The 20,433-nt window shown below is 57.0% G+C and carries 19 protein-coding genes; 14 read left to right on the top strand and 5 right to left on the bottom strand.

Annotation, left to right across the window (positions count from 1 at the left end):
* The first annotated feature begins 302 nt into the window (after window positions 1-302).
* From E1180_RS11795 to E1180_RS11785, 3 genes are all read left to right on the top strand, one after another.
* A complete protein-coding gene (locus tag E1180_RS11795; RefSeq protein ID WP_155191383.1) occupies window positions 303-959 on the top strand; it encodes a protein-L-isoaspartate O-methyltransferase family protein in 657 nt (218 codons plus the stop codon).
* Between the two features lie 204 nt (window positions 960-1,163).
* Complete coding sequence (locus tag E1180_RS11790) at window positions 1,164-2,567, top strand: TolC family outer membrane protein (protein ID WP_425280914.1); 1,404 nt, start codon at window positions 1,164-1,166, stop codon at window positions 2,565-2,567.
* 274 nt (window positions 2,568-2,841) lie between these two features.
* The gene (locus tag E1180_RS11785) at window positions 2,842-3,591 is read left to right on the top strand and encodes a PopZ family protein (RefSeq protein ID WP_155191382.1); all 750 of its coding nucleotides are present in this window, start codon (window positions 2,842-2,844) and stop codon (window positions 3,589-3,591) included.
* 30 nt (window positions 3,592-3,621) lie between these two features.
* Here E1180_RS11785 and E1180_RS11780 read toward each other — a convergent pair whose 3' ends face one another.
* Window positions 3,622-4,053 carry a DUF1284 domain-containing protein gene (locus E1180_RS11780; RefSeq protein ID WP_155191381.1) on the bottom strand — a complete coding sequence of 144 codons (432 nt, stop codon included), beginning with the start codon at window positions 4,051-4,053 and terminating at the stop codon, window positions 3,622-3,624.
* Window positions 4,054-4,229: 176 nt separating this feature from the next.
* Here E1180_RS11780 and E1180_RS11775 point away from each other — a divergent pair, with 176 nt between their 5' ends.
* Window positions 4,230-7,205, top strand: coding sequence for a valine--tRNA ligase (locus tag E1180_RS11775; protein WP_155191380.1), 2,976 nt, complete (start codon window positions 4,230-4,232; stop codon window positions 7,203-7,205).
* A gap of 126 nt (window positions 7,206-7,331) precedes the next feature.
* On the top strand, window positions 7,332-7,880 hold the full coding sequence (locus E1180_RS11770; RefSeq protein WP_208997095.1) for a DUF2155 domain-containing protein: 549 nt from the start codon (window positions 7,332-7,334) through the stop codon (window positions 7,878-7,880).
* On the opposite strand, the gene E1180_RS11765 is transcribed toward E1180_RS11770, so the two are convergent.
* Entirely contained in the window at window positions 7,877-8,359 is a 483-nt protein-coding gene (locus E1180_RS11765; protein ID WP_155191379.1) for a GNAT family N-acetyltransferase, read from the bottom strand. The two genes, E1180_RS11770 and E1180_RS11765, sit on opposite strands and share 4 nt — an antisense overlap.
* A gap of 244 nt (window positions 8,360-8,603) precedes the next feature.
* Window positions 8,604-9,272 carry an alpha/beta hydrolase gene (locus tag E1180_RS11760; protein ID WP_155191378.1) on the bottom strand — a complete coding sequence of 223 codons (669 nt, stop codon included), beginning with the start codon at window positions 9,270-9,272 and terminating at the stop codon, window positions 8,604-8,606.
* 292 nt (window positions 9,273-9,564) lie between these two features.
* On the opposite strand from E1180_RS11760, the gene E1180_RS11755 reads away from it, so the two are divergent.
* The 9 genes from E1180_RS11755 to tenA all read left to right on the top strand — a co-directional run bounded on the left by E1180_RS11755 (window position 9,565) and on the right by tenA (window position 17,609).
* Window positions 9,565-10,734, top strand: coding sequence for a cysteine desulfurase family protein (locus tag E1180_RS11755; protein ID WP_155191377.1), 1,170 nt, complete (start codon window positions 9,565-9,567; stop codon window positions 10,732-10,734).
* 103 nt (window positions 10,735-10,837) lie between these two features.
* A complete protein-coding gene (sufB, locus tag E1180_RS11750) occupies window positions 10,838-12,310 on the top strand; it encodes a Fe-S cluster assembly protein SufB (RefSeq protein WP_155191376.1) in 1,473 nt (490 codons plus the stop codon).
* Between the two features lie 17 nt (window positions 12,311-12,327).
* A complete protein-coding gene (locus E1180_RS11745) occupies window positions 12,328-12,549 on the top strand; it encodes a hypothetical protein (RefSeq protein WP_155191375.1) in 222 nt (73 codons plus the stop codon).
* A 53-nt stretch (window positions 12,550-12,602) separates the two neighbouring features.
* Complete coding sequence (gene sufC, locus E1180_RS11740) at window positions 12,603-13,358, top strand: Fe-S cluster assembly ATPase SufC (RefSeq protein WP_155191374.1); 756 nt, start codon at window positions 12,603-12,605, stop codon at window positions 13,356-13,358.
* 13 nt (window positions 13,359-13,371) lie between these two features.
* On the top strand, window positions 13,372-14,691 hold the full coding sequence (gene sufD / locus E1180_RS11735) for a Fe-S cluster assembly protein SufD (RefSeq protein WP_155191373.1): 1,320 nt from the start codon (window positions 13,372-13,374) through the stop codon (window positions 14,689-14,691).
* Window positions 14,692-14,798: 107 nt separating this feature from the next.
* Complete coding sequence (locus E1180_RS11730) at window positions 14,799-16,055, top strand: cysteine desulfurase (RefSeq protein ID WP_155191372.1); 1,257 nt, start codon at window positions 14,799-14,801, stop codon at window positions 16,053-16,055.
* 13 nt (window positions 16,056-16,068) lie between these two features.
* A complete protein-coding gene (locus E1180_RS11725) occupies window positions 16,069-16,464 on the top strand; it encodes an SUF system Fe-S cluster assembly protein (protein WP_155191371.1) in 396 nt (131 codons plus the stop codon).
* A gap of 72 nt (window positions 16,465-16,536) precedes the next feature.
* Window positions 16,537-16,920, top strand: a complete 384-nt coding sequence (gene sufA, locus E1180_RS11720) for a Fe-S cluster assembly scaffold SufA (protein WP_155191493.1) — start codon at window positions 16,537-16,539, stop codon at window positions 16,918-16,920.
* 26 nt (window positions 16,921-16,946) lie between these two features.
* Window positions 16,947-17,609, top strand: coding sequence for a thiaminase II (tenA, locus tag E1180_RS11715; protein WP_283404603.1), 663 nt, complete (start codon window positions 16,947-16,949; stop codon window positions 17,607-17,609).
* A gap of 59 nt (window positions 17,610-17,668) precedes the next feature.
* Here the strand turns inward: tenA and E1180_RS11710 are convergent, their stop codons facing one another.
* The gene (locus tag E1180_RS11710) at window positions 17,669-18,730 is read right to left on the bottom strand and encodes a GGDEF domain-containing protein (protein WP_155191370.1); all 1,062 of its coding nucleotides are present in this window, start codon (window positions 18,728-18,730) and stop codon (window positions 17,669-17,671) included.
* 120 nt (window positions 18,731-18,850) lie between these two features.
* Complete coding sequence (locus E1180_RS11705; protein WP_155191369.1) at window positions 18,851-20,296, bottom strand: DEAD/DEAH box helicase; 1,446 nt, start codon at window positions 20,294-20,296, stop codon at window positions 18,851-18,853.
* Window positions 20,297-20,433: the final 137 nt, after the last annotated feature.

Below are 20,433 nucleotides of genomic sequence, written 5' to 3'. Positions count from 1 at the left end.
AGTGCTGAAATTTGGGCGCGCCAACTTTCCACGGTTCTAACGTGAAACGGGTGTCGCCATAAAATCACGACCACGAAACAACGCGTTGGTTTTGGCGATCGATGGACGCTATGGGGCCGCAACATGATCACGATTACTATTGAGGAAACCGGAGTTCCGGTGCGCGAGCCGGCGTCATCGGGGTCAAAACATTCATGGATTTGGGGGACCGGCGGTATGTCGCGCTTGTCAGGCCGTCTTCGCCTCGGTAATGAACGGTCTTGGAGGCGCCGGGGACCCGGCAGTTCAAAGTGAGGGCCGATATGACGGACTATACCCAGTCCAGGCGCAAGATGGTGGACAACCAGTTGCGCACGAACGATGTCACCGACCACCGGATCCTGGATGCGATGGAGGCGGTTCCCCGTGAGCGCTTCGTTCCTGCATCCAAGCGCGACATTGCCTATATCGATGAGGATCTGCCAATCGCTGGTGCCGGGCGCGTCCTGATGAAGCCGCACATATTCGGCAAGCTGGTCCAGCTGGCGGCCATTCAAAGCGAAGATGTTGTCCTGGTGATCGGGGCAGGCAGCGGCTACAGCTCGGCTGTTGTCTCGGAGCTTGCAGCCTCTGTCGTAGCGTTGGAAGAAGATGCGGATCTTGCCAAGATGGCTGGCGAGCTTCTGGTGGACCTCGGCATTGAAAACGCCGTCGTTGTTGATGGTCCGCTCGTGAAGGGCTACGCCAGCGAGGGGCCTTACGATGTCATTTTAGTGGATGGCGCCGTTGAGGTGCTGCCGGATGACCTGTTCAAGCAGCTGAAATCCGATGGACGTTTGTCAGTGGTCGAAGGGCAGGGCAATGCCGGCATTGCCAGGCTGTACCAAAAATCGGGCGAAGCGGTGAGCGGCCGGTTCGGGTTCAACGCCTCTGCGGGATTGCTGCCCGGCTTCGAAAAAACCGAAGAATTTACGTTCTAAGCCGGCAGGCCTTTAGAACATTCGCAAAACCCGCCATTCCGGCGGGTTTTTCATTTGGCGGGATTGGACGATTCCGGCTGCAGACTTGTTGCTTATTCGCCGCAGTCGGAGTTTTTAAAGGAATGGCCTGTCCAAACGGTTGAAGAATAACACCGATGAGTTTACTCAACGGTTGAGAAACTGTTGGGCTGCAAGGAGTGTAGGGTGTCTTCACGTTCAACTGGAAAAGCTTTGGCGCTTACGATCGCGCTTTTGTGCGGCGTCGCATCCGGTGCCTTGACCGGGGGAGCGTTTTCATCCGCTCAGGCCGAGACGATCAAGGAAGCGCTCGCGCTTGCCTATTCCAACAATCCAACACTGAATGCAGCGCGCGCTGAATTGCGCGGTGTCGACGAGAATGTCCCGCAGGCGCTAGCTGGCTGGCGGCCGACCGTTTCAGCATCAGCTGCTGCGGGCCGTGTTATGGGCCGGAGCCGCATCAATGGTGTTGACGTTGGTGACTATCGGAACAACGCGTCGATTTCGCTGTCGATAAGCCAGACCCTGTTCAGAGGCTTCCGGACAATCAATTCGACCCGCCAAGCCGAAGCGCTGGTCCGGGCTCAGCGCGAAAGCCTGATGTCGACCGAGCAGGATACGCTACTGGATGCAGCGACAGCCTATGTGGATGTCATTCGCGATACGGCTCTTGTATCCCTGCAGCGCAGCGACCTTGCCTTCCTCCAGGAGCAGGTTCGGGCGGCACGCGACCGGTTCGATGTGGGTGAGGGAACCCGGACCGACGTCTCCCAAGCCGAAGCGCGTGCCGCGGAAGCCCGGGCTAGCCTGAACACGGCGCTGGCCAATTTGAACACTAGCCGGGCAATTTACCGGCAGGTGGTCGGCATTGAAGCCAAGAGCCTGTCCGCTGACACGACGATTACACGTTACGTTCCAAGTTCTCTTGATGACGCGCTGCGCACCAGTGAGACCAACCAGCCGCTGATCCGCCAGGCACAGCATCAGGTTGATGCTGCGGTGTTCAATATCAAGGCGGTCGAAGGCGAACTTATGCCAACCGTCACGCTGGACGGAAGCCTAACCCGGAGCTGGAACCCGTCTTCGTCCTCAAACATTTCCGACGACGCACGGATCTTCGGAAATGTGAACATCCCGATCTATCAGGCCGGCAGTGTGTCCTCCCGCGTGCGCCAGGCCAAGGAATCGCTCGGCCAAACAAGGCTGCAGCTGGACGTTGCCCGCGATCAGGTGCGGGCGAACGTGATTTCGGCCTGGGGGAACTTTCAAGCCGCCGAAGCGTCAATTGTGGCTGCGCAGGCCGCCGTTGAGGCTTCGCAGCTGGCCCTTGAAGGGGTTATCGAAGAGCAGCGGGTTGGCCAGCGGACGACTTTGGACGTTCTTGATGCTCAGCGGGAACTGGTCACCCAGCAGTCCAATCTTGTGACCGCGCAGCGCAACCGCATCATTGGCGGATATCAGATCGTTGCCGCTGTCGGGCGGCTGGATGCCGGATCGCTCGGGCTGAATGTTGCCCGCTACAATCCAAAGCAGCACTATGATGCTGTCCGCGACAAGTGGATCGGATTGCGCACGCCGGACGGCCGGTAACCAAGCCGTAACTCCTTTTCTTCACGATCATGGCCGGAAACGTAGCGTTCCGGCCATTTTTTGTCGCAGGCCGGACGTGCACGCAATCCAAGGCAAGTGCAGTGCCTAGAATCACCGCTGAGACGTGGTAAAAAAGGAGTTAAAAGGGGAAAAGACGTTTGAAGTGAGTGCGCTCGGTTTGCGCACTTCCTATACAGCCGCATACTTTCGATTAACGAATCATTCAGGGAAAGCTGGATGGCACCGCGAGTGAGCGATTAGTACGGGGGACGTCATGGCACAGGCGAACAAGGCTGAAGAGCCGTCGATGGAGGAAATCCTCGCATCGATCCGCCGCATTATCTCTGATGAGGACGCGCAAGCTTCCGATAACCAGGCCCCTGAAATAACCGAACCCGTTGAACCCCCAGCAGTAGAAGAGGCGACAGACGATATGGGTGATGCCTCAGAAATGTCCCAGGACGACCTCGACAAGCTGTTCGACATGGGCGGCGATATCGAGGAAGAAAGCGATGACGGCGCTGATGACATGGCTGCAGCCATGGAGGCTGATGCCGAAGAGGATTCTGGTGATGACGACGTTCTGGAGCTGACGGAAGAGCTTGTCACCGAAGACGAGTCCATGGATATGGTTGAGGGGCTCGCAGAGGAATTTGACAGCCCTGGCGGCGATCTCGGATTTGCTCCCGAACCGGAGCCGGAACCCGAACCCGAGCCGGAGCCTGCGCCGAAACCGGCCCCGGCCGAACCAGCGTCTACTTTCGCGTCACAGCCGATACCAGACGACTTACCCGATGTCTCACCGGAAGAATTCCTAACGTCAGCCGCGACGGGCCAAGCGGTTCATGCCGCGCTCGACAATTTTTCGGATATGCTGATCAGCACGAAGGCGCAAACCATTGAGGAAATGGTCCGGGAAATGCTCCGGCCCATGATCAAGGCCTGGCTCGACAAGAACCTGCCGCCAATGGTCGAAGAGATGGTCAAAAAAGAAATTCAGCGGGTTATCCGCCGCCGCGATTAAGCACGGACGGATTATGCTTATGGCCACAAACTAAAGCAGGGGCAGCTGGAGACGGCAGCCCCTGAATTGCTTTCGGGCAATATTGGTACAAAGATCCTGCCATTCGCAGCCCTGACACGCTGCCCGCACAGTTCCTTCCGCAAATGCTGCGCGGAGCCTCGCAATGTCCGGAGCAGTCAGGCGAAGCGGCCCTGCCGAAAACGGCTCACCCATCAAAAGCATCCCAATGTCCCGCGCCGCAATGCGATCCCGCTCGCGGACACTCTCATTATGGCAATGGCACTCCGGGCTTGAGAGCATCGGCTGGCAAATATCGTCCGGGCCGTCAACCAGCTGCATGTCTTCACCGTTGTTGATGCTCTCAACCAACCGGTCATAGTTTTGGACAAAGGGGTCTGAATAGCCTTTGCCGAGATAGGTCAAGAGACACAAGAGATGATGCGGGCGGATCTGGATCGTCATATTCCGCTTATGCCAGCACGGCGCATTAAACCCAAGGCGAATGCTAAAGTCACATGTGGTTTCCGGCCAGATGGTCCGCCTGCCTTCCCACTGGGCAAAACGGTTGACTTGGGCAGCGGCTTCCGATTTACACGGGAACTCACGATTTCTGGACAATTCCCCACTGAGTGACCCTGATGCTGGATAAAACCTACGATGCGGCCAGCGTTGAGCCGCGGATTTACGAAACCTGGGAAGAGGCGGAGGCCTTCAAGGCCGGAGCCGGTGCCAAGGATGGCGCCGATGCCTTTACCATCGTAATTCCGCCGCCGAACGTGACGGGCTCCCTGCATATGGGCCACGCGCTCAACAACACACTGCAGGACATTCTGGTCCGCTGGAAGCGCATGCAGGGCTATGACGTTCTGTGGCAGCCGGGCACCGACCATGCGGGCATTGCGACCCAGATGGTTGTCGAACGCGAGCTCGCCGCGGACAACAAGCCGGGCCGCCGCGACATGGGCCGGGAGGCTTTTATTGCGCGCGTGTGGGAGCAGAAGGAAAAGTCCGAAGGCACGATCCTCGGGCAGCTGAAGCGTCTCGGCGCGTCGTGCGACTGGAGCCGGACCGAGTTCACCATGTCGCCAAACCTGTCGGATGCGGTGCTGAAGGTCTTTGTCGATCTCTACAAGGAAGGGCTGATCTACCGCTCCAAGCGGCTGGTGAACTGGGATCCGAAGTTCGAGACGGCGATTTCCGATCTGGAAGTCGAGAACATCGAAACCGACGGCCACATGTGGCACTTCAAGTACCCGCTGGCCGGCGGGGAAACCTATGAGTATGTCGAGAAGGATGAGGACGGAAACGTCACCCTGCGCGAGACGCGGGACTACATCTCGATTGCAACAACCCGCCCGGAAACCATGCTGGGCGACGGCGCCGTTGCCGTTCACCCGGGGGACGAGCGTTACAAGCCGATCATTGGCAAGCTCTGCGAAATTCCGGTCGGGCCGAAGGAACACCGCCGTCTGATCCCGATCATCACCGATGAGTATCCGGATCCCGATTTCGGCTCCGGTGCGGTGAAGATCACCGGCGCGCACGACTTCAACGACTATCAGGTCGCGCTCCGGAACAAGATCCCGATGTACCGGTTGATGGACACGCAAGGGGCTATGCGCGCCGATGGGGCGCCTTATTCCGAGGAAGCGAAAAAGGCCCAGGCGATCATCGACGGCGCCGAAATGACGCTGAACGAGGTTGACGAGATCAACATCGTTCCGGACGAGCTGCGCGGTTTGGACCGCTTTGCCGCCCGCAAGCGTGTGATTGATCAGATCACTGCCGAAGGTCTCGCCGTTATGGTCCCCAGCGACCATCCGGAGGTTGCCTGGATGAAAGGCAACGCGCCGGAATGGGACACCAACGGCAAGGCGATACTCAAGAAAAAGGTCCCGGATCAGGTCCGGGACGGCGCTGAGAATGACGAGGCCGTCCCGGGCGAAGACCCGGGATCTCAACTTCTGCCGTTGGTCGAATCCAAGAAGATCATGCAACCGTTCGGCGACCGCTCCAAGGTCGTGATCGAGCCGATGCTGACCGACCAGTGGTTCGTTGATGCCAAAACGCTAGCAGAACCTGCGCTCAAGGCGGTTCAGAACGGGGACACCAAGTTCGTTCCGGGCAATTGGGACAAGACCTATTACAACTGGCTGAACGACATTCAGCCCTGGTGCATCTCGCGCCAGCTCTGGTGGGGCCACCAGATCCCGGTCTGGTACGACGACGATGGCAACGAATACTGCGCGATGAGCGAGGAAGAAGCCGTCGCAATGGCCGGCGGCAAGGCTTTGACCCGCGATGAAGACGTGCTCGACACGTGGTTCTCTTCTGCGCTGTGGCCGTTTTCCACGCTCGGCTGGCCGCATAAGACGCCGGAACTGGAGCGTTACTACAAGACGGACGTTCTGATCACCGGCTTCGACATCATCTTCTTCTGGGTCGCCCGGATGATGATGCAGGGCATCCACTTCATGAAAGAGGTGCCGTTCCACACCGTCTACATCAACTCGATTGTGGTCGACAAAAACGGGAAGAAGATGTCCAAGTCCCTGGGCAACGTTCTCGACCCGCTGGAGCTGATCGGCACCTATGGCGCGGATGCGACCCGCTACGCCCTGGCGAGCCAGGAAGTGCAGGGACGCCGGACATTGCGCATGTCCGATCAGGCAGCGGAAGGTGGCCAGCGCTTTGCGACCAAGCTCTGGAACGCGGCCCGCTTTGCGGAAATGAACGGCTGCGGCCGGGTGGACGGATTCGATCCTGCGGCTACGAAACACACGCTCAACCGCTGGATCGCAACGGAGATGGGCAAGTGCATTGCCGAGGTCACCAAGGCGTTGGAAGACTACCGGTTCAACGATGCCTCCGGCGGCATCTACCGCTTCACCTGGAACACGTTCTGCGATTGGTACCTGGAACTCGCCAAACCGATCTTCAACGGCGATGACGAGGCGGCCAAGGCTGAGACACGCGCAACGGCGGCCTGGGCCATCGACGAGATCCTCAAGGTTCTGCATCCGTTCATGCCGTTCCTGACCGAAGAGCTGTGGGAGCGCCTTGGCGACGAGGGGCAGAAAGCGGACACACTGTTGATGCTGAGCGCGTGGCCGAAGCCGCTTGTCAGTGACGAGGCGGCTGCGAGCGAAATCAACTGGCTGGTGGATCTCATTTCCGAAATCCGCTCGGTCCGTGCCGAGATGAACATTCCGGCGGGTGCCAAGGTTGAAATCGTCATCGCTGGAGCTGGTGAGGCGACCCAGACCCGCCTTGCCACGCACCAGTCGGCGATCCTGCGCCTTGCCCGTGGGGAAACCATCGAAATGGCGGACAGCGCACCGAAAGGCGCCGCACAGATTATCGTTGGCGAAGCGACGATCTGCCTGCCGCTTGCCGGTGTTATTGATCTCAGTGCAGAAAAGGCGCGTCTCGAAAAGGCAGCCGGAAAGCTCGAAGCGGATATCTCGAAAATCGAGAAGAAACTCGGCAATCCGAAGTTTGTCGAGAAGGCCCCGGAAGAAGTGGTTTCCGAGGAAAAGACGAAAGTTGCCGAAGCCAAGGAAAAACTGGACAAAATCCAGACTGCGCTAAGCCGGATTGCGGAAGCGGAATAAGCTTTTCACCAAAACCGTGCGCCGGAGGAGAGGCACCTTGTTGTGTGTCTTCTCCGGGCCGCATTTCGATGGTAGCGCCGCTGCAACTTAGCTATCTTGTCCAAACGGGATTCGAAAACACCGCTGATGGCCCACGTGATTGATACTATAAAACCTATTGCAGCCGGTCTCGGCATCGCCTCTTGCCTGCTTCTCCCGGCATTGCCTGCGGCAGCGCAGCAGGAGACCGACAAGATTGAAAATCCCGTTGCGGTCTTTTCCGGCCTCGACAAGATCACCGGGCGGATCATCAATTTCGACGTCTACATCGGCGAAACCGTCCAGTTCGGGGCGCTGCAGGTCACCCCGCGTGTGTGCCACACCCGCCCGCAAACCGAATCGCCCTTGACCACCGGTTTTGTTCAGGTGGACGAAATCACGCTGAACAACGAAGTCCGCCGGATTTTCTCCGGCTGGATGTATGCCGCAAGCCCGGGTCTCCATGCCGTTGAGCACCCGGTCTATGATATTTGGCTGACCAACTGCAAATTGGCCTCCAATGTCCCGCCGCCCGAGGATTACGACGGACCGCCCATCAAGGGCGTTGTGGCCGACGGAGAAGATCCGCTCGCCGGTCCGGATGATGGCGTGGACACGGGGCCAGGCGTCCCACGGCCCAAACCGTTCCAGGGTTAAGTTGGCCGTCGCACCGGAAAACCCGGTCTGCGCAGCTCAAATCCTTTTTTTGTCGTTTGAAAGCCCATTTGCTCGTAAAAGCGATGGGCTTTCTCGTTTTGCGTACCGGAAAGAAGCATGATTTTGAAACAGCCCTCTTTCCAGGCGTTGTCACAGACGGCTGTAATCAACTGACGACCGATGCCCTGACCGCGAACGTCCGGGTGTGTGACCACGTTCTCTATGAGTGCAAAAGGGCTGCTGCCTCTGGTCAGATTTGGAATGACCATCAAAGTGCAGGTGGCGACCGCCTTGGAGCCCAGGTGGGCTAGAAAAACAGTCAATCCGGGGAGATTGAGCATACGCTCAAAAGTCTCATGGTGTTTTTCTGCGGGCGCATGCAGGTCTTGCGGGTTGAGGCAACGCAGCAACTTGAGAACATCCGGCAGGTCGTCAAATTCGGCTGCACGGATTGAAACCGGGGCGTCGGGGCTCGTCATTCAAAACAATCTCATAGAAGCTTTAAACACAGACTGCAAACAATACCTCAAAGAAGCTTCGTCATCCCGGTCAAGCGGAGCGCGAACCGGGATCGGTGAGTCCTAGGCCGATAAAATATTTATGTATTAATGTATTTTCTTGTGGCTCTCCGATCCCGGATCGCAGCAATGCTGCGTCCGGGATGACGAATTGAGAGGGTGTGACGATTCTCAAACCCGCCGATTGGGGGCTTAAGAGATCTACTTAGTCGACGTCGACATAATCGGCTGGCGTCAAACCAAGACGGCCGTCGACATAGTCGCCGCAGTTTTCGATCAGCGTGTCCATGTCATTTTCGAAGAAATGGTTCGCTCCCGGGATCGTCTGATGGTCGATCACGATGCCTTTTTGGGTCTTCAGCTTGTCGACAAGCGTCTGCACGTCTTTTTGCGGAACGACCTTGTCATTGTCGCCGTGAATGATCAGGCCGGAGGACGGGCAGGGAGCCAGGAACGAGAAATCGTGAAGGTTGGCCGGTGGCGCAACGGAAATAAAGCCTTCCACCTCCGGGCGCCGCATCAAGAGCTGCATGCCAATCCAGGCGCCGAATGAGAAGCCGCCGATCCAGCATGCGCGGGCGTCCGGGTGGACCGTCTGCACCCAGTCGAGGGCTGCGGCTGCATCAGACAATTCGCCCTGACCGTGATCGAAAGAGCCTTGCGACCGCCCGACACCGCGGAAATTAAATCGCAGAACGGCAAAGCCGCGCCGGGCGAACATATAGTACATTTGATAAATGATCTGGTTGTTCATCGTGCCGCCAAACTGCGGATGGAGATGAAGGACCAGGGCGATCGGCGCATTCCGTTTTTTTGCGGGATGGAACCGGCCTTCCAGCCGGCCGGCGGGACCGTTGAAGATCACCTCAGGCATGAAGTGCATTATCCTTGTTGTTATGCCGAGCAGAAATTGCGCGGGAGAAGCGGTTCTGTACGTGAAAACCCTTAAGTCTAAACTTGACTCTTTGCCTCCAAGTTTCTAGAACCTTGTTTAGAATTATTCGAAACTTCGCATCGCCGCCAAAAGGCAGAGACTGATCCGTCCGACTGGTTGGTGGTTTTATCGTCGTCACGGCCGCAAATTTCAAGTTTTTCGGACATGTGATTGGCAATATTACGAAAATCGGATCCTAACTGTCCCGCTGTTTGCTCCAAAACGAGGTGATATGCCTGGTCAAGCTTCTCCGGTCTATCTCGATCACAACGCTGGCGCCCCGATGCGTCCGGCCGTTCGGGATGCCGTGATTGAGGTTCTGCAGGACGCGGGCAACGCTTCTTCGGTCCACGCGCATGGCCGGAAGGCCCGCGGCCGGATTGAAAATGCGCGTGAACAGGTTGCCAAACTCTGCGGTGCTTTCACCCGCGCCGTGACGTTTGTCTCCGGCGGGACGGAAGCCAACATGACGGCATTGTCGCCGTCCTGGCAGGACCAGGGCGAACCGGTCTACTTGGATAAGCTGTTCCGCAGTGCGGTGGAGCACCCGTCGGTTGTGACGGGTGGCCGGTTCCGGGTCGCCGATCAGGTTGTCATTCCGGTCGATTCGAATGGTGTGATTGATCTGGAGGCGCTGGAAGACCGGGTCTCGGATGCCGATCCCAGCCTAATCTCCGTCATGGCGGCAAACAACGAAACCGGCGTGATCCAGCCTCTTGAAGGGGTTGGCGCGATTGCAGCAAAATATGGCCACTTCTTCCATGTCGACGCCGTTCAAGCCGCGGGCCGGATGCCGATCAATATGGGCCTGTGGCAGGCAGACGCTGTCACGCTGTCGGCGCACAAGTTCGGCGGTCCCCAGGGGATCGGGGCGGTTGTTGTCCGCTCGACCGCGCGCGTGCCTTCTCCCTTGATGGTGGGCGGAGGCCAGGAGAACTGGCGCCGGGGCGGGACCGAGAATGTGTCTGCGATTGCCGGCTTTGGAGTTGCGGCAAGCGCCGCGCTTGAAGACCTCAACAAGATTGACCAGATGAAGATGATGAAGGCGCGGCTTGAAACCGGTCTCGTCAACACATGCCCGTCGCTCACGATTTTTGGCGCGGATGCCGAGCGGCTTGTGAATACGACCTGCTTTGCGGTTCCGGGCATTTCCGCTGAAACGGCACTGATCGCTTTGGACCTTGAGCGCGTATCTCTTTCATCGGGCTCTGCATGTTCGTCCGGAAAGGTGTCGGTGTCACACGTGCTCTCGGCCATGGGGGTCGAGGAAGACACGGCAAGATGTGCCCTTCGCATCAGCATGGGCTGGAACACTGAGGACGCCGACATAGACCGGTTCCTGGATGTGTGGCCAAGGGTGGTCGATAGGTTGAATCCGGATGCACGCCACAGGGCGGCATAGGAACACATGGCGGGAAACCGCCCAGAATTGGGACGGATCGTTGTCAGGTCCGGGCCTTGGTTGGAATGAGCGGATACTTCCGTCCGCATAATGGAGGCAAGCGATGCCAGCTGTACAGGAAACCATCGATCAGGTGAAAGCCATCGATGTCGACCAGTATAAATACGGCTTTGTAACCGATATCGAGTCGGAAAAGGGTGCCAAGGGTCTGTCCGAGGAAACAATCCGGTTCCTGTCGGCAAAGAAGAACGAGCCGGAATGGATGACCGAATGGCGGCTGGATGCCCTGCGCCGGTTTAAACAGATGGAAGAGCCGGACTGGGCCCGCGTTTCCTATCCGAAGATCGACTTTGACGAGCTCTACTACTGGGCTGCTCCGAAGTCCGTTGAAGGGCCGAAGAGCCTGGACGAAGTGGACCCTGAGTTGCTGGCAACCTACGAAAAGCTTGGCATTCCGCTCCGCGAGCAGGAGATCCTGGCGGGTGTTGCCCCGGAAAACCGGGTCGCCGTTGACGCTGTCTTCGATTCGGTATCCGTTGTGACGACCTTCAAGGAAGAGCTGAAGAAGGCTGGCGTCATCTTCTGTTCGATTTCCGAGGCGATGCGCGAATATCCGGACCTCGTGAAGAAGTATATCGGTTCGGTTGTTCCGGTGACCGACAACTACTATGCAACGCTGAACTCCGCGGTCTTCTCGGACGGATCCTTCGTTTACATTCCGGAAGGCGTGCGCTGCCCGATGGAATTGTCGACCTACTTCCGGATCAACGAGCAGAACACCGGTCAGTTTGAACGGACCTTGATCATTGCTGAAAAGGGCTCCTACGTCTCCTATCTCGAGGGATGTACAGCGCCGCAACGTGATGAAAACCAGCTGCATGCGGCTGTTGTTGAGCTGATTGCGCTGGACGATGCGGAGATCAAGTACTCGACCGTCCAGAACTGGTTCCCTGGCGACAAGGACGGCAAGGGCGGCATTTATAATTTCGTGACGAAACGCGGCGATTGCCGGGGCAAGAATTCCAAGATTTCGTGGACCCAGGTCGAGACTGGCTCCGCAATCACCTGGAAGTATCCGTCCTGCATTCTGCGCGGCGATAACTCCCGCGGTGAGTTCTATTCCATTGCCGTCTCCAACGGCCACCAGCAGATCGACAGTGGCACGAAGATGATCCATCTCGGCAAGAACACGTCGAGCCGGGTGATTTCAAAGGGTATCTCCGCCGGAAAGTCGGAAAACACGTACCGTGGCCTGATCTCCGCGCACCGCAAGGCATCCAACGCCCGGAACTTCACCCAGTGCGACAGCCTGTTGATCGGCCAGGAATGCGGCGCTCATACGGTGCCTTACATTGAGAGCAAGAACGCAACGGCCCAGTTCGAGCACGAGGCAACGACCTCGAAGATTTCGGACGACCAGATGTTCTATTGCCTGCAGCGCGGGATGAATGAGGAAGAAGCGGTGGCGCTGATTGTCAACGGCTTCGTCAAGGACGTCATCCAGCAGCTGCCGATGGAATTTGCTGTTGAAGCTCAAAAGCTGATTTCGATCAGCCTGGAAGGATCTGTGGGCTAAGGGCTTAGGAGCCTGGCATGAATGAGAAGGTTGAAAATCTCATCTTGGAACACTTGAGGGCGATGCGTAGCGATATCGTTGGTATCAAAGCGGATTTATCAACCTTGAAAGCTGAGATGACCGCCATGCGGCAACAAATGGCCGGTGTGATCACACTTCAGGATCATGACCACTCAGACATCGCTGGCTTGAAGCTCCGAATTGACAGGATCGAGAAACGGCTCGACATCGTTGAATGAACAAGCGCTGGATTTGGCGCAAAACGGAACATCCTCAAAGAGGACATGAAAAAATGCTTGAGATCAAAAACCTTCACGCCCGCATTGCGGAAGACGAAACCGAAATCCTGCGCGGCATTAACCTGACCGTCAATGCTGGCGAAGTCCATGCGATCATGGGCCCGAATGGCTCCGGCAAGTCCACGCTGTCCTACATCCTGGCCGGCAAGGACGACTATGAAGTCACCGAAGGCGAGATCCTGTTCAACGGCGAAAACATGCTCGACATGGAGCCGGATGAGCGGGCGGCCGCCGGCATGTTCCTGGCGTTCCAATATCCGATCGAGATCCCGGGTGTTGCCACCATGGAATTCTTGAAGACGGCGATGAATGCACAGCGCAAGGCCCGCGGCGAAGACACGCTCTCCATCCCTGACTTCATGAAGCGGGTCAAGGAAGCCGCGGCTCACCTGAACGTCTCCATGGACATGCTGAAGCGTCCGCTGAATGTCGGGTTCTCCGGCGGGGAAAAGAAACGCGCGGAAATCCTCCAGATGTCTCTCCTGGAGCCGAAGCTCTGCGTGCTCGATGAGACCGATTCGGGCCTCGACATCGATGCCCTGCGCATCGTTTCTGAGGGCGTGAACAAGCTGCGCGGTCCTGACCGGGCAATGGTCGTGATCACTCACTACCAGCGGCTTCTGGACCATATTGTCCCCGATGTTGTCCACGTCTTGTCCAAAGGCCAGATCGTGAAAACCGGTGACAAGGACCTTGCGCTTGAACTGGAGAAAAACGGTTACGCTGACATCATCAACGCAGCCGCTTGATAGGAGCCGCGACATGAACGCAAATGCACCCATCAGGAACACACAAGCCGAAAGCGAGCTGATCGAGCGCTATGAGGCTGCCAAGGGCAGTCTTGCAGGGTCGGTGGCCGTCTCGGCTCTGCGTGATGCTGCCATCGGCCAGATCCGTGACAAGGGCCTGCCGCACCGGCGTGTCGAGGAATACAAGTATTCCGACCTGCGCGCCTTCATGAATTCGGCGGCTCCGCTGGCGGAAAAGGCAAATCTGGATGCGGCCAAGGCTGCGGTCGCGGCAGCCGACACCTTTGGAGATCTTGACCGGTTCCGGATCGTTATCGCCAATGGCGCGTTTGCCGGGGATCTCTCGGATACTGAGGCGCTGGCAGCCGAAGGCGTCACGGTCTCCAGCATCACTGCTGCGCTGGACACGGAAGATGCAACGCTGCTGCTGGCATCGCCCAAGACTGGACCCAACGATGGGGTCGTGGCCATGAACACGGCGTTCGTCCAGGGCGGCATTATTCTCTCCGTAAAAGCGGGTGTGGACGTCTCCAAGCCTGTTGAAATCGTGCATGTGGCCACAAGCGCCGGCGGACAGGTCGTCCGCAACACCGTGAAGGTAGGCGAGGGGGCGAATATCCGATTGCTTGAGACCTTCGTCGGGGAGAGTGGAACGGGCGAGATCAATGCTGTTTTCGACTACACGGTTGAAGACAAGGCCAATCTCGCGGCGACCCGCCTGATCACCGGAAAAGCGGACGCTGCGCGTTTGTTCACGACGATTGCGACCCTTGGCGCGGAAGCTGAATTCAAGTCTCTCGGCTTTGTTGCCGGGCCGAAATTCGTGCGTAACCAGCAGTTCGTCAATTTCACCGGCGAACACTCGGAGGCCAAGATCTACGGCGTGTCGATGGCTGGTGGATCCGACCTTGCCGACCAAACCTTGATCGTCGACCACGCGGTGCCGCACTGTAACAGCCGTGAATTCTTCAAGACCGTCCTCGACGGTGAAGCGCGCGGGGTTTACCAGGGCCGGATCAATGTCGCGCCGCACGCCCAGAAGACCGACGGCGAAATGATGACCCAGGCCTTGCTTCTGTCCGAAACGGCGGAAATGGCAAACAAGCCTGAGCTCGAGATCTTCGCCGATGACGTGATTTGCGCCCATGGTGCCACCAGTGGCCAGATGGACGAGGATCTGCTGTTCTATCTGCGCGCCCGTGGCATTCCGGAAGCCGAGGCGAAGACGCTTCTCGTTCTGGCGTTCTTGTCGGAAGCGATTGAAGAATACGGCGAAGAGGACGTGACCGAAGGCCTTGAACAGCGCGTGCGCGAGTGGCTCGCTGATCACTAAGACTGAATAGCGTGCGCGGGTTGGTCAAATCCGCGCATGACCCTGGTTTCCACAGCCAGTAGACTCATGTTCGTGGAAAGAGATTTTGGAATAAGGAGCCGCGGCGCATGACAGTCGCAACCGCCGAGACGAACACCGTTCCCTCTAGCTATGATGTCGACGCGATCCGGGCGGATTTCCCGATCCTGTCGCGCGAAGTCTATGGCAAACCATTGGTTTATCTCGACAACGGAGCATCTGCACAAAAGCCGAAGGCGGTCATAGACGCCGTGAGCGAAGCCTATTCAAACGAATATGCCAATGTTCACCGCGGCTTGCATTTTCTGTCCAATGCGGCAACGGATGCCTATGAGGCTGCGCGCGAGAAGGTGCGCCGGTTCCTGAACGCTGGCAGCGTTGACGAGGTGGTCTTTACCAAGTCGACCACCGAGGCCATCAACCTGGTGTCTTATGGCCTGGGGCCGGATTACTTTGGCGCTGGTGACGAGATTGTTATGTCCATCATGGAACATCACTCGAACATTGTGCCCTGGCATTTCCACCGCGAACGCAATGGCGCGGTGTTGAAATGGGTCTATGTCCGCGAGGATGGGTCCTTTGATCTCGATGCCTTCAAGGATGCGTTGAGCGACCGCACAAAGCTGGTGGCCATCACGCATATGTCGAACGTCCTGGGAACTGTTGTTCCCATCAAGGAAGTTTGCCGGATTGCACATGACCGCGGGATACCGGTGCTGGTCGATGGCAGCCAGGCTGCGGTTCATATGCATGTTGATGTGCAGGAGCTTGAGTGTGATTTTTATGCCTTCACCGGACACAAGGTTTATGGCCCGTCCGGGATCGGCGTCTTGTGGGGCAAGCCGGAATGGCTGAAGAAACTCCGCCCTTTCCAGGGCGGCGGGGAAATGATCCTCGATGTGATGGAAGACACCATCACATACAATGATCCTCCGCACCGGTTTGAGGCGGGAACGCCACCCATCGTTCAGGCGATTGGTTTGGGCGCAGCGCTTGACTACATGGATGCGATTGGCCGCGATGCGATTGCCCGCCATGAAGCTGAACTGAAGTCTTATGCGCATCAGAAGCTCAAGGAAATCAATTCTTTGCGTATTTTTGGAGAGGCCCCGGGAAAAGGCGCGATTGTGTCCTTTGAAATTCAGGGTGCCCACGCGCACGATGTTGCGACAATCATCGACCGGGCCGGGGTTGCCGTCCGGGCCGGGACCCATTGCGCTCAGCCGCTCTTGGCAAGATATGGTGTTACCTCTACATGCAGGGCAAGTTTCGGCATGTACAACACGCACTCCGAAGTGGACGCATTGTATGATGCGCTTTTGAAAGCCCAGAGCTTCTTTGGGTAAGGACGGTTCCAAGATGGAAGATGCAACAACAATCGATACGAACACCGCTGGTGAAGCGCCTCAGGCTGAAGTGTCTGGAAAGTGCGCTATACCTCAAGCCGAGCTTGAGCAGCTCACGACGGATATTATCGGCGCGTTGAAAACCGTCTACGATCCGGAAATCCCGTGTGACATCTATGAGCTGGGTTTGATCTACAAGGTGGATATCGAGGACGACCGGTCCATCAACATCGATATGACCCTGACAGCGCCAGGCTGTCCGGTGGCCGGAGAGATGCCCGGATGGGTCGAAAATGCCGTCGCCTCCGTTGCGGGTGTTGGGCCGGTGACAGTTGATATGGTGTTCGACCCGCCCTGGACACCGGATCGTATGTCCGATGAAGCCAAGGTCGCACTCAACTGGTATTGAGTTCTTCCGTTTGTATCCTTAAGCTGAGTTCCTATATCAGGTTAAACTCCTGTGTCTGCTTGAGAGGAAATGATGGCTTCTGCCGCTAAATTCCAGGTTCTGACTTTGACCGACGCCGCTGCGGAACGGGTCTGCGAACTCGTTGAAAACGCTGACAAGCCTGCTCTGGGTCTGCGGGTCGGGATCAAAAAAGGTGGCTGCGCAGGCATGGAATACGCCATGGACCTGGTCGAAGAAGCGAAACCAGGCGACGATCTGATCGAAGACAAGGGCGCCAAAATCTTTGTGGATCCGTCAGCAGTTCTCTTTTTGCTCGGCACCGAGATGGATTTTGAAGTGACCAAGTTCCGTTCGGGATTTATCTTTAAAAATCCGAATGAGGTTTCTGCCTGTGGCTGCGGTGAGTCCGTGTCGCTTCAGGCGGCGGAACTGCCCGCGATGGCGCGCCCTCAATAACACCTGTACATATCGGATCTTTTCCAGTGAAACTTTTTGATCGGTTGAAGGCGGAAGCGGCACCGCAATGGTCGGCTTACGTTGACCATGAATTTGTACGCCAACTTGGCAGCGGTGAGCTTCCCCTAAATGCCTTCAAGCACTATCTGGTGCAGGATTATCTGTTTTTGATCCAGTTTGCCCGGGCCTATGCGCTTGCTGTCTATAAGAGCCCGAGCGTCGATGACATGCGCCAATCCCTGGAAGGCGTGAAGGCGATTCTCGATGTTGAGCTGGACCTGCATCTGGAGCTTTGCGGCTCCTGGGGCATGTCGCGCGAAGATATTGAAAAGGCGCCCGAAGATACGCCGACCATGGCCTACACGCGGTTTGTGCTTGACGCTGGCATGTCCGGTGACCTTCTTGACCTCCAGGCGGCCCTTGCTCCGTGTGTGATTGGCTATGCGGAAATCGGAGCAGCGCTCTTGAAGGGTGGTTCGGCAGCCGAGGCAAATCCTTATCACAGGTGGGTCCTGGAATACGGCGGCGATGCCTATCAGGACCTGGCAAAGGGGTTTGGTGCCTGGATGGACAGAACCGGAGAGGCCTATCTCACCGAAACGCGATATCCTCGTGTGCTGTCCCTGTTTGAAAAGGCTAGCCGTCTGGAAGCGGATTTCTGGCAAATGGGATTAAACGCCAGCGCTTGAAGCTCTGTGAGGTGTTTTCGGAAAGGGCCGGGAATGCGCGAAGGATTTGTCTGCCCAGATCAGGCGACATGTTCCTTGCCAGAGTTTTCGCTGAGATCGTCTTCGGTTTTCACGTTGTTGCGGCCGTCTGCCTTTGCGGCATAAAGCGCTTCATCCGCGCGCGAAACAATGCTGTGTGATGTGTCATGCGGACGGAAGTGAGCAACGCCGATCGAAATCGTAACCCGGCCAAGGTTTTCACCTGTTGAACGTTTGACCAGTTCCTTGGACTGCACGGCTTCCCGGATCCGCTCGCCGATATCCACAGCTTCGGTCAGCCCGGTATGCGGCAGGATCAGGGCAAACTCTTCGCCGCCATACCGGCAGGCAACGTCTTCGCCCTTGATGTTCTGTTTCACGGCAAGTGCGACAAGCCTTAGAACCTGATCTCCGGTCTGGTGGCCATAGGTGTCGTTGAACTTCTTAAAGTGATCGATGTCCGTCATCAGCAAGGTAAAGCCACGGCGGCTCTCCTTTGCGTGTTCGATCACACGTTCGATTGAGTTTTCAAAGTGTTTGCGGTTGTTGAGCGTAGTCAGCTCGTCTGTAAGCGACTCGTACCGAATCGCTTCCAAGGACGATTGCAGCTTTTCGATATGCTTTTTGGATTCCAAGAGCTGCGTTTCCAGCTTCCGGTTCGACACGACCGCGTTTTGTGTCGATTTGACCAAATGCGTCACATACATTTGCAGCTTGCTGGCATCCTTGACGGATTTGATCCGTTCCCCGGCCTGCTCCAGCGCCGTTCCGTAGTCGGACGTGGCATCAGCGCTCAACTTGAGCGTCTCAACGAGTTCTTCGACTTCACTTGAAACTTTTGTCCCGACCTCATCGAGGCGGTCGCCCAGGCGTGTGGGGGAGAGGAAGCGGCCGTAAAGGTTCAGCATATGGTCTGTGCTGATCCGGCCATGTTCCTTGATGGTTTCGTTGACAGCTCTGTTCAGTCCCTGATTATATCCAGCAGAATAGGTGTACCAGAGCTCGTAAGAGCGCGGATAAGCGGGCAGCGTATTCTTTTTGATATAGCCGATCGCAGACTCACCATAAGTGATGGTGCGTTTATGATCATCTTCGTCAGACATAGCTTCTCTCATCCATCTCCTGCGAATCCACCCCACATGGTCGCAAGATCAGGTTCCAAGGTCGGCTGGAAGAATTAAGAAGCGATTAAGCGTAACGGTAAAGTCAGCGGATAAGTGACGTTACGACGCTTTTTTGGGCCGGGGCTCTCTCAGAAGGAAAGCCGGGATATGAACGCCTGCCCCAAAGGCGGGTTCCTGACGGCTGTTTTTCTGCTTTTTCACGGGCTGTCGCTGACTGATGTTTGACACAGGTGACGGTCCTGCCTGTTCGGTTTGCACTTCGGGTTGCTCCACGCTTTCACTTCTGGACTTGGAGCCACCGCGCTGGCGGCGGGCCGGTTTGGCCGGAGCCTCTGCTGCCTCATTGTCGTTTGTCTTGGCCTTCTGGCTTTTGCCCGATTTCCGGCGCGACTTGCGTTCCTTGGCAGCCTCTTCGAAGTCGATCGGCTCTCCCTGCCAATCAATGGATTTCTTGATAAGGGCTTCGATTGCAGACAGGTATTTCTGATCGTCACCGGTTACCAAAGTGTAGGCAGTGCCCTTGCGTCCCGCACGGCCGGTACGTCCGATCCTGTGCACGTAGTCTTCCGCGTTGATCGGCACGTCAAAGTTAAAGACGTGGCTTACTTCCGGAATGTCCAGGCCGCGGGCAGCAACGTCGCTCGCGACAAGAAGTTTAATAGTGCCCTTGCGGAAGTTATCAAGCATCATCATCCGGGTGCGCTGGTCCATGTCGCCATGAAGCGCCCCAACACTGTAATCATGCCGTTCGAGAGAGCGGAACAGTGTCGACACATCCCGTTTGCGGTTGCAAAAGACGATTGCGTTTTTCAGGTCTTCGGCTTCCTGAAGCAACTCGCGCAAAGTCTCGCGCTTCTCAAAGTCCTTCGGCTGGGACGCTTTGAGAACCTGCGTAACGCTGTCATTGGTCGAGGAGGTCGGGGCCACTTCGATCCGGGCCGGGTTCTGCAGAAAAGTCTCTGTCAGACGCTGAATTTCAGGCGGCATGGTTGCGGAGAAGAACAGCGTCTGCCGGGTGAACGGGATCAGTTTGCAGATGCGCTCAATGTCCGGAATGAAGCCCATGTCGAGCATCCGGTCCGCCTCGTCGATGACGAGAATTTCGACACCTTGGAGGAGCAGTTTTCCGCGTTCGAAATGATCAAGCAAACGGCCCGGGGTCGCGATCAGCACGTCAGTTCCGCGGTCCAGTTTCTTGTCTTGTTCGGCAAAAGAGACGCCGCCGATCAAAAGCGCGACATTCAATTTGTGATTGGTGCCGTATTTCTCAAAGTTCTCTTGAACCTGAGCGGCAAGTTCCCGGGTCGGCTCCAAAATAAGCGTACGGGGCATCCGGGCGCGGGCACGGCCTTTTTCCAGAAGGGTGAGCATGGGCAGCGTGAAGCTTGCCGTTTTGCCCGTTCCGGTTTGCGCAATCCCAAGGATGTCGCGCCGTTCAAGAACCTGGGGGATCGCGCCTGATTGGATCGCTGTAGGTTCTTTATAACCTGCTGCTTCAACTGCAGCGAGGACCTTCTCGCTAAGACCGAGAGTATCAAATGCCATAGAGCGGGTTGCCCGGATGTTGTGAATTTAAATTGTTCGGCGCCTGGACGGATTCCAGTCGCGCAGATTTGCGCACACCCTACAGTCCAGCGCTCAAGTGTCAATAATCCAGTGAGTTTAAATCGGGAGAAATTCGA

The organism is Roseibium denhamense, from assembly GCF_009711415.1.
Taxonomy (GTDB): Bacteria; Pseudomonadota; Alphaproteobacteria; order Rhizobiales; family Stappiaceae; genus Roseibium; species Roseibium denhamense.
The sequence above is the reverse complement of the archived record's forward strand: the minus strand, read 5'-3'. Positions and strand labels throughout refer to the sequence as shown.

What these genes read in the sequence shown, in the direction of transcription:
- E1180_RS11780 (WP_155191381.1), bottom strand. Translation starts at nt 4,053, where the DNA reads ATGACGATCCAGATCCGCCCGCATCATCTCTTGTGTCTCTTGACCTAT.
- E1180_RS11730 (WP_155191372.1), top strand. Translation starts at nt 14,799, where the DNA reads ATGACAGTCGCAACCGCCGAGACGAACACCGTTCCCTCTAGCTATGAT.
- E1180_RS11745 (WP_155191375.1), top strand. Translation starts at nt 12,328, where the DNA reads ATGAATGAGAAGGTTGAAAATCTCATCTTGGAACACTTGAGGGCGATG.
- E1180_RS11705 (WP_155191369.1), bottom strand. Translation starts at nt 20,296, where the DNA reads ATGGCATTTGATACTCTCGGTCTTAGCGAGAAGGTCCTCGCTGCAGTT.
- E1180_RS11785 (WP_155191382.1), top strand. Translation starts at nt 2,842, where the DNA reads ATGGCACAGGCGAACAAGGCTGAAGAGCCGTCGATGGAGGAAATCCTC.
- E1180_RS11755 (WP_155191377.1), top strand. Translation starts at nt 9,565, where the DNA reads ATGCCTGGTCAAGCTTCTCCGGTCTATCTCGATCACAACGCTGGCGCC.
- sufC (WP_155191374.1), top strand. Translation starts at nt 12,603, where the DNA reads ATGCTTGAGATCAAAAACCTTCACGCCCGCATTGCGGAAGACGAAACC.
- sufD (WP_155191373.1), top strand. Translation starts at nt 13,372, where the DNA reads ATGAACGCAAATGCACCCATCAGGAACACACAAGCCGAAAGCGAGCTG.
- E1180_RS11760 (WP_155191378.1), bottom strand. Translation starts at nt 9,272, where the DNA reads ATGCCTGAGGTGATCTTCAACGGTCCCGCCGGCCGGCTGGAAGGCCGG.
- sufB (WP_155191376.1), top strand. Translation starts at nt 10,838, where the DNA reads ATGCCAGCTGTACAGGAAACCATCGATCAGGTGAAAGCCATCGATGTC.
- E1180_RS11795 (WP_155191383.1), top strand. Translation starts at nt 303, where the DNA reads ATGACGGACTATACCCAGTCCAGGCGCAAGATGGTGGACAACCAGTTG.
- E1180_RS11765 (WP_155191379.1), bottom strand. Translation starts at nt 8,359, where the DNA reads ATGACGAGCCCCGACGCCCCGGTTTCAATCCGTGCAGCCGAATTTGAC.
- E1180_RS11725 (WP_155191371.1), top strand. Translation starts at nt 16,069, where the DNA reads ATGGAAGATGCAACAACAATCGATACGAACACCGCTGGTGAAGCGCCT.
- E1180_RS11770 (WP_208997095.1), top strand. Translation starts at nt 7,332, where the DNA reads ATGGCCCACGTGATTGATACTATAAAACCTATTGCAGCCGGTCTCGGC.
- sufA (WP_155191493.1), top strand. Translation starts at nt 16,537, where the DNA reads ATGGCTTCTGCCGCTAAATTCCAGGTTCTGACTTTGACCGACGCCGCT.
- E1180_RS11775 (WP_155191380.1), top strand. Translation starts at nt 4,230, where the DNA reads ATGCTGGATAAAACCTACGATGCGGCCAGCGTTGAGCCGCGGATTTAC.
- E1180_RS11710 (WP_155191370.1), bottom strand. Translation starts at nt 18,730, where the DNA reads ATGTCTGACGAAGATGATCATAAACGCACCATCACTTATGGTGAGTCT.